The organism is Amycolatopsis sp. NPDC000009, assembly GCF_055563465.1.
Genome location: NZ_JBVHDI010000029.1, coordinates 78,028 through 89,564 on the forward strand (window position 1 = coordinate 78,028; position 11,537 = coordinate 89,564).

Below are 11,537 nucleotides of genomic sequence, written 5' to 3' on the forward strand. Positions count from 1 at the left end.
TCAGCCGGCGCATCGTCGGCGCTGGTCGACGCCCTCGAGTGGCAGTTTCGGTGCACGTCGACGTGGATCGCTGCAGGAGGCAGGAGGCCGTCCTGCCTGCCCGGGACGAAGGCCTCAGCGATTGTCCCAGTGGCGGGTTCCCGACCCGGTTTCGCCGCTTCCCGCCATGCGCGTCGCGCTGGCTTGCAGAAGCCGGCCGGGCTTAGGCTGACGTGATGGACCTGGAGTGGGGAACTCTGCCGGCGGTGGGTGCGCGGATGCGGCTGGCAGTGTCGATTGGCAGGATGACCTGGCACGGGCACGTGGTGACGTGCCCGCGGTGCGGGGCATGTGAGCGGTGGGGGCTCGTGGTGTGGTCGCTGTCTGAGGAATACATCGTGCGCACCTCGGGGTTGTGCGCGCGCGGGCATTGGGTCGACCATCCACTGATCAACCCAGAGCTGGTGTTCGACCTGGTCGCGTGCGGCCAGGAACGGCCTCACGATGGCGTGACCGTCCGGGAACGGCTGGACGACGTGACCTACCGGTGGCAGCCCCGGATGCCGGTCCGCGGATCTGGCGCCCGGCAGGGTCTGTCCTGGTACACGACACCTCCCCCCGGCTCGGACTTCGCCTCTGCGTACGGCTGTGTGTGGCCGGGCTATGAGGACGTCGTCCGCGCCGGTGGCGCCCCGACCGAGGCGACGGCGATGTCTCTGCAGGCCGCGTCAGAGGCCGCGGCCCCACCCGCTGAACCCGCCGTTGACGTCGACGCCCGAGCCGACCAGGTGCTGCAGCTGCGCACGGAGATGAGCGAGCTCAGCGATCGCATGCATCTTGTCGCGAACGACGCCGCTCCCGACCTCCGCTTTGAGTTCGCCAGGATGGAAACGATCAGGGAGGAGATGGCGGTCCAGGGAGACGGTATCGTCGGGCCGTCGCGACGCTGGCCGGGCGGCTGGGTCCACGAAACCGTCGCCGAGTACCACCGCAAGCGCCAGCTTCGCGGGCCAGTCACCGACCTCGCCTTCGGCGGACCGTTGGCCTGGGCGAGCCAGGCCGAGGCGGAGCAAGCCGCCGCAACCCGCGCCCGGCCCGGACGAGTACCGCTTAGGGTCGTCTGGATCGCCACCCGCCCTGCCCAGTCACACCGAGGTGGGGAGCCGCTGGATGCCACCAGCGCGGCCTTCGCCGGAGGGCCCACAGCTTAGGTCGCGGTCGACACTGCCGGCGCAGCTCAGGGAATGAGTACGCAGCGCTGATAGCTGGGCGTCACGGGCGAGCCCCTTGTGGCTCCTGCTCTCGCCCGTCTCCAACGACCTGACCAAAGGCCTCGACCATCGTCCTTGGAAACGATCGTGACCATCACGAAGCTTCGCGCGGTTGGCAATGCCCGCGAGCACGACCACATCGACCCCGCGTGTGGTCGGGGTATGTCCGACGTGGATGCGAACAAACGCCGAGGCGTCTGTCAGCGGCCAGGTGGGGTTCCCCCGCGTACGGCCAGCTGTGACGGCCAGTTGAGCCCCCCGCTCGCGGCCGGATACACAGTCAGCCTGCTAGCGGTTGATGGATCAGCGCTGTCAGCGGGTCCGTGCCACTCCGGCCAGGCCGCGCGACCGCGCGGCATCCTTGACCGTGATCGGGGTGTCGGGGCGCCATTGAGGCAGCCACACCAGACCGGGCTCGACCAGCTCCAGGTCCCCGAAGAACTCGCCGATCTGTTCCCGCGACCGCATGATCGCGGCGTGGTTGGTCCGCCGCCCGTACTCCTGCGCCACCTTCTTGCCCGCGTTCTGCGTCTCGACATCCTCGGGCGCGACGTGGATATGGGAAACCGCCAGGAAACTGCCCGGCGGAAGCATCGTGCGGTGGAAACCGAGCGCGGCGTGCGGATTCTGGTCGTCGGGCATGAAATGCAACAGGGCGACCAGCAGCAGCCCGATCGGCTGGGTCCGGTCGATCAGGCCGGTGCCGAGCACGCGGTCCCACAGCAGGCGCCGGTCGAAAAAGTCGGCGTCCAGTGCCGCGTGCCGGTTCGGGTCCGCGGTCTGCTCGAGCAGGATCTGCGCATGCGCCTGGGCGATCGGCTCATTGTCGATGTAGACGACCCGGCATTCACCCGGCGCCACCTCGTCGGCGACCTCGTGCACATTGCCCTGTGTCGGCAGACCGGAGCCGATGTCCACGAACTGCCGGATCCCCTGCGCGACCATGAACCGCACAGCGCGCCCGAGAAACGCGCGGTTCGCGCGGGCGAAGTCCCGGATCTCCGGCAGCACCGCGAGCTGCTTCTCAGCGAAATCCTGATCGACGGCGTAGTTGTGCGTCCCGCCGAGCAGATAGTCATACACCCGCCCCACCGAGACCTTGTCCACCGACGCGGCCACGCGGGCGGCTTCGTCCATGCTCATCGTGTTCCCCAATAGTCTTCCGGCGGCGCGTCGAATGCTGGCACCCTACCGGCTCCAGGAACAACCCAGGTCCCGACCGACACCACGATGCCGCCGCCCCGCGCACTGCAGCGCGCGGTTTCGCATCGAGAGGATGGCGGATGCACTGCGTGACCGCGTCCGGGGTGCCGGCGCTCGCGGTCGGAAACCAGGAATTTCACGTCGGGCTCCTGTGGACCGACGGGATCACCCCGGTCACCGGCGGCTGGTACGGCATTGCGGGCACGAGCTTCTGGCAATCCCTCGCCTTGCAGACCCTGGACGTCGGCGGCCCAGTCCCGATCGTGCACGGCTCCGTACATGTGACGCCGTTCGGCCGGGAGCGCCGTACGGACGAGGGCGAACGGGTGCTCGTGGCGATGACCCGCCCCGCAGACCACAGGCCCGCGCTGATCGCCGGGGATTTCAACAGCGTCTCCGCCGCCCGCGTCCTGCCCCCGCGAACCCCTGGGGGCCGTGGTGGGGTCCGTGCTACGACTGCGAGCTGGGCCAGACCCAGTGGCGGCCGGGACTGACCAGCTACTGCGACATCACCCTCGACGCAGACACCGGCAAACGGACCTGGCTCGCGGACCGGCGCCCCACCGCCCACCTCGCCCACGCGGGGATGATCGACACCGCCTGCGCGTGCGGCGCGGACCGGCGACCCACCGTCGGACATTGGCCCGGTAGCGAGCACCCCTACGCGCGATTCGACCAGATCTGGGCCACACCCGACCTCGGGCCCACTCTGCTGCGGTACGACACGATCTGCGAGCCCCGGTCCTCCACGACGGCCTCACCCTTGATCCCACCGTGCTGGCCGATCATTTCCCGGCAATGCTCACCTACCGCACCGGACGACTTGCCCGGCACCTCGGCTGACCGATATTGGCCGCGATCCTCTGTCCCGACCGGGCTATCCGGCAGACGCCTGCCCATCGGTGTCGCCGAGCAGAAGACGAACATGTCGGTTTCCGAACGCTTTGAAGAGTTCGGTGGTGGCCTGTCGTGTCCGCCCCACACCGGACGCATCGGCTACAAGGAGCTAAGGTCGCCAGTGTGATATGGACGCCGTGGACGGTCGGGCTGGCCTGGGGTGACGTTCTGGTCGCCTGGCACTTGCGTCAACGACCGGAGGTCTGGGAATCGGCGCCGGCCGGATGGGAACGACTCGCCGTGCTGGTATTCGGCCGCGCGGTGCAGACTGCGACCCTCGTCTGTGACCAGGCCATGCCCGACCCTGCCGCTCTCAATGATGTTCTATTGGCCCCGGTGGTGCTGCTGACCGGAACGCCGGAGACCTTCCGTGAACTCGTCGAGAACCCGACGATCGGCCCGCACAGCAGCGACGCCCTCGGCTACGAGGAAAGCCTGAACCTGGGCGAACTGACGACCATGGGGCCCGAGCTGGACCAGCTGCGCACCCTGTGCCTGAGCATCGGCACCGGCCACCTGACCGCCACCCCGAGCCCCGAAACCGCCACCCTTGGCGACCGCGCCCGCGCCTACCGAAACCTTGTCCACGACGCCCAGACCAGACCTCTGATTTCTACCCTGGACCACGCGGGCTTCTTCGGTCGTGACTACTGATGCTCACCGACCTGACGAGCGGCATCCTAGAGACGACGGGCGTCTCTCGTTCGGGCTTTCCGCGCAGGCGGTCAGCGGTAGTAACCGATGAGCCAGCGGCAGGTCTCCGAAGAACTCGCGAATCCGTTCCCGCGACCGCATGATCGCCGTGTGATTGGTCCGGCGCCCGTACTCCTGCGCCACCTTCTTGCCCGCGTTCTGCGTCTCGACGTCCTCCGGCGCGACATGGTTATAGGAGACCCGCCAGGAAGCATCGCGCGGTGGAATCCAGCGCGACGTCCGGCGTCTATTCCGCTGCTGAGCTTGCCAGCGGCTGCTCGGCGGGTTCGGTCAGCGCCAACGTGATGTCGCCGCCGGAGCGGCCGACCGGTCGGACCCGATGCTCCAGCCGGCCCAGGAATTCCCGGAAGCTGGCACAGCCGTAGTTCGCCTCGTCGAACGTGGGGTCCAAGGTCATCATCTTCGATTTCAGTCCGGAGGCCGTGGGTGCCGACGTCGGACTGTTCTTCATCGCGGCGACCACGAGCGCCTCGGCGTCGGCCAGGCGCTGCCCACTGCGCGCATCGGAAGGTGCCTCATCCGACGGCGGTGCTACCTGCGCGACGATCGAACCCCACAGCTGGTATTCCGAGCACACCGACACCAACCGCGTGCTCGCGGAGGTTTCCGCGCCGACGCCGATCACGTACTTACCGAATTCCCGCAGCTTCGACACCAAGGGTGAGAAGTCGCTGTCCCCGCTTGCCAACACGAACGCGTCGACCGACGGGTGCACGATCAAGGTCTCCATCGCGTCCACCGTCATCCGGATGTCCGCGCCATTCTTGCGGGACGGCCCGTGTCCCAGCTGTACCAGGTCGACCCCGTTGCGCTCCAGGGCCTGCTGGTAGCGGCCGAACCGCGGGTCGGCCCAGTCGGCGTAGGCGCGGCGGATCGTGGTCGGCCCATACGCCCGGCACAACCATGTCAACGCCTTCGCCGGGACCGGCTCATACCGGTCGGGCAGCGTCGAACCAGCCCCGAGAACCACGTTCTCGAAATCGATCAGCAACGCCACCTGCAGTCCCCGCGGACCGGTGCGCTCCCACCGACCGTACAGACGCCGCCGGTCTGCTTCGGCCTCACGGACCAGGCGGACAGCCTCCCGCTCCTCGAGAGGCCCGCCGACAACGTCGTTACCGCACCGCGTCACAGCTCGACAATAGGCAAACTCACGGTCATCATCGGCTCTGACGCCGCTGGTTCACCTGGTCGAGCGGTCCACACACGACTGGCAGACCGAAACGAAGCCGCGCCGATCGCCGGGTGTCCACACCAGACACCCGGCGTCCCGTGTCACGAGCGCAGCCCCCGAGGGGAGATCAGGTCGATTCCCGTCGAGGGCTGGTTGCCAGCGCGCTCCGCTATTTCTTCTTGTGATACGCCTCGACGACCTCGGACGGGATCCGCCCGCGATCCGACACCTGATACCCGTTTTTGCGGGCCCAGGCACGGATGGCTTGGTTCTGCTCACGATCGGCCGCCGTCGGCGCCTTGGACACCGGCGACAAAGCAGCGACAACCGCAGCGGCCGGGGCCGCCCTGCGTTTACGTCCCCCGGCCCGGCGACCGTGCTCGACGTACTGATCCAGGACGTCGCGAAGGCTCTCCGCGTTGTCCGCGGACAAATCGATCTGATACGTCACGCCGTCGAGACCGAACTCGACAGTCTCTTCCGCGTCCGTACCATCAAGGTCGTCTATCAGACTGACCGAAACTTGCTGCGCCATTGCCTGTCCCTCCAGAATGTGTATCGAAGGACAGAATAGTACGCTCGAAGCAACGCCGGGAACCCGACACCGCGCGAAACAATATCGCGAGCAACACGCTCGGGCCGGCGTCGCTGTGAGTTCAGCACGGCAGCTATGGAGGACTGCCGCCGCGACCATCGATGTGCACGATTCGTTCTACGTCACTTAGTACAGCGCGACCCCGGATTTCGCCGGCTTCGACACCACGCGTTTCAGGCAGGTGCGGTCACGTCGTTGGCTGATTGTCGTTGCAGGATCGCGAGTATTTCCAGGGCCTGGATCCGGGAATCCTCGGATATCTCGCGTGCGTCGGCGAGCTCGTTCCAGGTGAACCACAACACCTCGGACTCGGCAGTGTCGGAATAGTCGCCGTCGGGTGCGGCGACGAACACGTGGTCGCGATGGATGTGAGGCTCGTTCGTGTGTTTGTCCGGCCCGGCTGGCACATCAGCGATCCACCATGGTGCCCCGTTCAGCTTGTGGGGAAACTGCGTGGGTAGTGGCAGCGACATCAGCGTGCACCGCACTCCCGCCTCTTCGAGTACCTCGCGTACCGCCGTTTCGGCGATGGACTCTCCATGCTCTTGATGTCCGCCGGTCGGGAGCGTGATGTGCAGGCGGTGGTGCCAGATCAGCCCGACCGACCAGTGGTCCTCCTGGCGTTGCACCAGAAATGTCGAGGCTGTGCGTTCGGTGATCGTCACGGACAACGTCCCCCTCTCAGCTGGATCGTTCGCGCCAGCCTGCCACACCCCCGTCGAGCACGGACTGGTCTGCGCCGGGGGTGCGGCGCCGTAGCCCAGGGCGTGCACATCACCCGTTCCGCGACGGCCGTCCGGGTGTCGTCCACAGTGGACGAGTTTGCGTCAACTGCCCGGCATCGATCGAGTGGCGTCATACTGGAATCTGGTGCTGTGGAAGAATCCGCGCCCGAAGCCGGGACCCATGTCGGGTCACGGTCGTGGTCCTCCGATAAGTTGAGAAACAGCAGGTTTGACGATGGATGAGCACACCTCGACGCAGGTCGGCACCCAGCGCCGTGAACAGGCGGCGCAGCGGCCGTTCCGGTTGTTGGTCACGGGAGGCGGGACGGGCGGGCATACCTACCCGGCGCTGACGGCCGTTCGTACGGTGCAGTCGCGGCTGGCGGATCAGGGCAGGACCGTGGAGGTCCTGTGGGTGGGGAACGCAGCTGGTTTGGAGGCTCGCGTCACCGCGGACCAGGGGATCCCGTTCCAGGCGGTCGCCACGGGCAAGATCCGCCGCGCGCGCAACCCGCTGAAGATGCTGTCCCGGGCCAATGTGACCGATATGGCCCGGGTTCCGCTCGGGGTGCTGCAGGCGCGGTCGGCCGTCGCCCGCTTCCGTCCCGATGTCGTGCTGGCGACCGGCGGCTACGTCGCCGTGCCCGTGGGCGTGGCCGCGCGGCTGTGTGGCCGTCCGTTGGTCATTCACGAGCAGACACTGCGGCTGGGTTTGGCGAACCGGGTGCTGGCCCGGTTCGCGGCACGGGTGGCGGTGTCGTCGGAATCGACCCTGCCGTTGCTGTCGGCCGCGATGCGCAGGCGCGCCGTCGCCACCGGAAATCCCGTGCGCTCCGAGGTTTTCACCGGGGAGGCGGACCGAGCGGTACACGCGCTCGGTCTCCACGGTTTCGATCGTGCGTCGCCGACGGTGTACGTCACCGGTGGCGCGCAGGGCGCGACCCAGATCAACGACCTCGTCGCCGCGAACCTTCCGTGGCTGCTCGAGCACGCCAACGTGGTCCACCAGTGCGGGCCCGCCGCAGTGGAGACGCAGCAAGACCGCGCCGCCGCGTTACCCACCGACCTCGCCAGCCGCTACCTGCCGGTCGGTTTCGTCGGTGCTGAACTGCCTGATCTGTTCGCGCTGGCCGATGTCGTGATTTCCCGTAGCGGGGCAGGGACCATCGCGGAACTGACCGCGCTGGGCAAGCCGTCCGTGCTCATTCCCCTGGCATCCTCGGCCGGTGGCGAGCAGGCCCACAACGCGCGGCATCTCGCCGATCACGGAGCCGCGGCCGCGCTACTCGAAGCCGAGATCTCTGCAACGGACCTGCGGGACGCGGTAGCGCCACTGCTGACCGACCCGCACCAGCGCCGCGACATGGCTGCACGGGCACGCAAACTGGGCCGGCCGGACGCCGCCGACCGGCTCGTTGATGTCGTCTTGGACGCAGCGGGTCAACGGTGAGCACTGTCGCCGAGCGGTTGGACCAAGCACGTCGTGCCCACCGTGGCTGCGGGCTGCGTAGCTAGTTCTACTGCAAGGCCAGAAACTGCGCTCTTTGCGGAAGCGCGGGCGTAACTCAGGCTGCAGGAGCCAGCAAAGTTCGTAATCTGTGCAGAGCGTTGTGTCCGTGGTCAGTAACAATGTCGAGGTCGTGGTGGTCGGCCGCTCGGATAATTCGTTGGATCTGATGCGGGAGTCGTCGTTGTTCGGCGGCCAGCAGGCCCACGGTAAACACGTCGGTCGCGCCGGTGTGGTCGCCTGTGGCGGCGAGTGTTTCGCCGTGTGTGACGTTCTCGATGACTTGCCATTGCGGTGCGGCAGCGTCGGCCGCCGCGGGTCTGGACAGGATGTGCAGGGCGTCGGTGGGACGGGCTAGGGCCAGCAGGCCGCGGGCGTGGATTTCACGTAGCGAGAATGGGTTCAGCAGCATGCCATCGTGGTGCGTGATGTCGTCGAGTAGGCGGCGGCACTCGGTGATCGCGGCGGTGAAGCGTGGCTCGTGGCGTGCTTCGCCAGCTGCGCGGGCGAGTAGCGCGAATGCGGTGCCGCGCTCCTCGGGTGTGGTGGCGATGGCAGTGGCGTGGTCGAGGCGAGCGATGGCGGCGGGAAGCCGTTCGGCTTTGCGAAGTTCGTTACCGTGCATGCGCAGGGTGTGCCCCAGAAAGGCGGGGTCGTCGAGATGGCGGGCGAGCAGGAGTGCTTTGCCGGTCCAGACAGCGGCGCCGGTAAGGCGTTCCTCGGGCAGAACCGTGCCCAGTGAGACACCCAGAAATAGGCGACCGTGGGCCAACAGCCGAAGAGTGTGGGGATCGAGGCGGCCTTCCCCAGCACGTGCTTCGAGCCGCGCTACCAGGGGCCACAGCTCATTCACGGCATCGACGGCGCGGCCGGCTTGGCGGGCGATGTCGGCCAGCCGGATGACGCTGTCGCCGAATTGGACGAGTGCGGCGAAGTCGGCGTCGTCGGGGTCAGTGACGCCGAGAAGGTGGTACGGCAGGCCAAGACGGTGCGCCAGGTGCTGTCTGGCTCGGACACCGTCGAAGGACCGTTTCCCTGTCTCGATCATCGCGATGTACGACTTGTCGTAGTCGAGCAGCTGGGCGAGGTCCAGTTGGGACAGGTCGTTGATGGCGCGGTAGGCGCGCAGGATGGTCGGTAGGTCTCGTGAGGCGAACGCCGTGGCGGCGGCGGGATCGGACCACATCCACACTGCCGGAGCGAGCCGGGGCGGTGCGGTGCGGTGGTGAGGGATGCGATGCCGCTGCGACAGGCCGGACACACCGCCGAACTTTCGACGCCGCTGAGGCGATGTCCGCAGCGTTCGCACCGCCGGTCCACGACAGACCTACCCGACCGCACTGTCCGCGCCGAGCCGCGTGAACCAGGCCGCGATCGAGCGTTTGTAGCCGTCGGGCATGACCAGTCCCGAGACCTCGTCGGCGGTGAATTCGCCGACACGCTTGTGTTCATGGCTCAGGACAGGCTCAGCATCGGTGGTGGCGCGGCACCCGTAGGTCACGATGAGCACGTTCTTGTTCGCCGCGGCGATGTGGTACGTCCACGAATCGAGGATCTCCACGACATCGACGCTGACCCGCGTCTCCTCGTAGATCTCGCGGGCAACGCATCGTTCCGGCGTCTCGCCGATTTCGAGACGGCCGCCGGGTAGTTCCCATTCGTCGCGTTCGTTGTGCAGGAGCAGCACGCGGCCCGCGCGCACGACGACGCCTTTGATGGAAACGGGGTAGTCAGACATCGTCGGCAGACCTCCCTGCGCAGGGGTGAACGAGGTGATCAGCACCGTAGCAGCCACCTGGCGAGACAGACCGCTGACAATCTGTGAGTGGACACCGACAGTGAGACACCGGTTGTGTTGGAAGCCAGCCACAGGACGAAGGAGGTTCTGGATGACCAAGCCGGGGCTTGCCGATCGGATCAAGTCTCCGCTGGACGTCTGTAGCCCCAATGCCACGGACCGGATCACCGCTGCCCTGGCTGAGCACGGTGTCGCCGTGTTCGACGGCGTCGACGACCGGACAGCACTGCTCCGCCTTGCCACCCAACTCGGCGCGATCGCACCACATCCGCACAGCGATCCCAGTGGCGTTACTACGATCACGACCCGACCGGTCCGCCGCGCGCGGGCGCAACGGCGTTCACCGACCGTGACCAGACCCCGCACTCCGACCGTTCGAGCCTGCCCTGTCCCCCGGCTCTGGTGCTGGCTGTGTGTGCGCGGGCCAGCGCCTCACGGCGGGGAGACTGTCCTGGTCGACGGACGGGCGGTGCACCGGACGCTCCGGGCGCAGGCACCTGAGACCGTGATGGACTTGGCCGGCGAGCGCAGCATGCTGTTCGGCGGCGCAGCACCGCCGACGCCGAGCCAGTGGACGCCGAGATCGTTGACGAAGCGGCCAGGCCGATGCCGGAGGTGCTGGCGTTGCTGGCCGACGTCATCGGCGAGGACGAGACCGGGATCGTGGCCACCGCCGACCTCGCCGCCCGGATCGGGTGGGAGGCGAAGTCCTTCGGGGAAGCGTTGCGGCGCTTGAAAATTCCTGCGCCCCAGCCGTCGCGGCAGCATGTCGGCGGGAACAAGCATCCAGTGTCGGTGCAGCACGTGGACGCGATCGTCGAGCACAACTACGCCGAGTAGACGTGCTGCCCTGCGAGATAGGCATCGCTCGATCGTGGCTAGCTGCGTGGTGCGCAACACTGGCACACGTTACCCGGCAGAGGGAGGTTGTGGAGAGCATGACGTTAGCCATCGCGGCGGACGAGTTACAGCAGGACGAGCAGACCGACGGGCCGGGCGGAGCGGTTCAACGTGCTCTGAGTCGGCTGCCCCAGGAGCTTGTTCTTCGCATCCGTGCTCGAATTCAGGCTTACGAAGCCGCGGGCGAGACGATCCTGCAAAGGTCGGCCCTGGGCCACGTCGATGCCGATTTCGATCGTGACGACGTTGATCAGGTGCTTGAACTACTGGTTGACCTCCGCGAGCTTGGGCCACGCCATTGGAGGGGGCCGGTCTACCGGATCTTGCCGCGGAGTTAGAGGTCCCTAGGCAGCGCTTACTTCTCCAACGGTTCTGACTGCCACTGTGAGCCGCACAGCTGTGCCGATCCGCTACTGGCCGGTGTGCTGACCCGGATCGGCAGCGTGTAGTCACCTGAGCTGCAACGAAGGCCGTGAGGGCGGCGCCTGTCCGGTGTGCGGACCAGCGCGAGCGGGTCCGCCCACACCTGCATTGAGCGCTTCGGCGGCCAACACTGGGCCGGGACGCCGGCGCCAATCCTCGCCGAACAGGGCGACGGCGCGACGTGCGCTGCTTATGGGTGCTGGCGGCCATCGTTCGGGTCCTGACGTCGACCACTGTCTCGACACCCGAGCCGGACCCCCCCCAATGCCACTTACTTAGCATTTCCGCAGGTGGACACGGGTGTTCGAGGCTCTTCTGGCCGGTTTCGGGTACGGATGGCGATGATTGGTG

12 protein-coding genes and 1 pseudogene are annotated in these 11,537 nt (G+C 67.3%); 7 read left to right on the plus strand and 6 right to left on the minus strand.

Annotation, left to right across the window (positions count from 1 at the left end; genetic code table 11):
• Positions 1–377 precede the first annotated feature (377 nt).
• Complete coding sequence (locus tag ACZ3HL_RS41560; RefSeq protein WP_465537307.1) at positions 378–1,190, plus strand: hypothetical protein; 813 nt, start codon at positions 378–380, stop codon at positions 1,188–1,190.
• Between the two features lie 372 nt (positions 1,191–1,562).
• Here the strand turns inward: ACZ3HL_RS41560 and ACZ3HL_RS41565 are convergent, their stop codons facing one another.
• Complete coding sequence (locus ACZ3HL_RS41565) at positions 1,563–2,387, minus strand: SAM-dependent methyltransferase (protein ID WP_465537326.1); 825 nt, start codon at positions 2,385–2,387, stop codon at positions 1,563–1,565.
• A gap of 146 nt (positions 2,388–2,533) precedes the next feature.
• Between ACZ3HL_RS41565 and ACZ3HL_RS41570 the strand changes: the two genes are divergently transcribed.
• Positions 2,534–2,947 carry an endonuclease/exonuclease/phosphatase family protein gene (locus ACZ3HL_RS41570; RefSeq protein WP_465537309.1) on the plus strand — a complete coding sequence of 138 codons (414 nt, stop codon included), beginning with the start codon at positions 2,534–2,536 and terminating at the stop codon, positions 2,945–2,947.
• 526 nt (positions 2,948–3,473) lie between these two features.
• On the plus strand, positions 3,474–4,004 hold the full coding sequence (locus tag ACZ3HL_RS41575) for a hypothetical protein (RefSeq protein WP_465537310.1): 531 nt from the start codon (positions 3,474–3,476) through the stop codon (positions 4,002–4,004).
• Positions 4,005–4,290: 286 nt separating this feature from the next.
• Here the strand turns inward: ACZ3HL_RS41575 and ACZ3HL_RS41580 are convergent, their stop codons facing one another.
• The 3 genes from ACZ3HL_RS41580 to ACZ3HL_RS41590 all read right to left on the minus strand — a co-directional run bounded on the left by ACZ3HL_RS41580 (position 4,291) and on the right by ACZ3HL_RS41590 (position 6,498).
• Positions 4,291–5,061, minus strand: a complete 771-nt coding sequence (locus ACZ3HL_RS41580) for an NYN domain-containing protein (protein WP_465537312.1) — start codon at positions 5,059–5,061, stop codon at positions 4,291–4,293.
• Between the two features lie 346 nt (positions 5,062–5,407).
• Positions 5,408–5,773, minus strand: a complete 366-nt coding sequence (locus ACZ3HL_RS41585) for a histone-like nucleoid-structuring protein Lsr2 (protein WP_465537314.1) — start codon at positions 5,771–5,773, stop codon at positions 5,408–5,410.
• A gap of 233 nt (positions 5,774–6,006) precedes the next feature.
• Positions 6,007–6,498 carry an NUDIX domain-containing protein gene (locus ACZ3HL_RS41590; protein WP_465537316.1) on the minus strand — a complete coding sequence of 164 codons (492 nt, stop codon included), beginning with the start codon at positions 6,496–6,498 and terminating at the stop codon, positions 6,007–6,009.
• 295 nt (positions 6,499–6,793) lie between these two features.
• On the opposite strand from ACZ3HL_RS41590, the gene murG reads away from it, so the two are divergent.
• Positions 6,794–8,008, plus strand: coding sequence for an undecaprenyldiphospho-muramoylpentapeptide beta-N-acetylglucosaminyltransferase (gene murG / locus ACZ3HL_RS41595; protein WP_465537317.1), 1,215 nt, complete (start codon positions 6,794–6,796; stop codon positions 8,006–8,008).
• Between the two features lie 115 nt (positions 8,009–8,123).
• Here the strand turns inward: murG and ACZ3HL_RS41600 are convergent, their stop codons facing one another.
• Together ACZ3HL_RS41600 and ACZ3HL_RS41605 are read right to left on the minus strand one after the other, a co-directional pair.
• The gene (locus ACZ3HL_RS41600; RefSeq protein WP_465537319.1) at positions 8,124–9,251 is read right to left on the minus strand and encodes a helix-turn-helix domain-containing protein; all 1,128 of its coding nucleotides are present in this window, start codon (positions 9,249–9,251) and stop codon (positions 8,124–8,126) included.
• Positions 9,252–9,392: 141 nt separating this feature from the next.
• Positions 9,393–9,803: an NUDIX hydrolase gene (locus tag ACZ3HL_RS41605; RefSeq protein WP_465537321.1), complete on the minus strand. Its 411-nt coding sequence runs from the start codon at positions 9,801–9,803 to the stop codon at positions 9,393–9,395.
• A gap of 151 nt (positions 9,804–9,954) precedes the next feature.
• Between ACZ3HL_RS41605 and ACZ3HL_RS41610 the strand changes: the two are divergent.
• The 3 genes and pseudogenes from ACZ3HL_RS41610 to ACZ3HL_RS41620 form a co-directional block, all read left to right on the plus strand.
• A pseudogene (locus tag ACZ3HL_RS41610) lies at positions 9,955–10,395 on the plus strand (TauD/TfdA family dioxygenase); the annotation flags it as partial.
• A gap of 38 nt (positions 10,396–10,433) precedes the next feature.
• Positions 10,434–10,703 carry a hypothetical protein gene (locus ACZ3HL_RS41615; protein WP_465537328.1) on the plus strand — a complete coding sequence of 90 codons (270 nt, stop codon included), beginning with the start codon at positions 10,434–10,436 and terminating at the stop codon, positions 10,701–10,703.
• 98 nt (positions 10,704–10,801) lie between these two features.
• Entirely contained in the window at positions 10,802–11,101 is a 300-nt protein-coding gene (locus ACZ3HL_RS41620) for a hypothetical protein (RefSeq protein ID WP_465537323.1), read from the plus strand.
• The last annotated feature ends 436 nt before the right edge of the window (positions 11,102–11,537 follow it).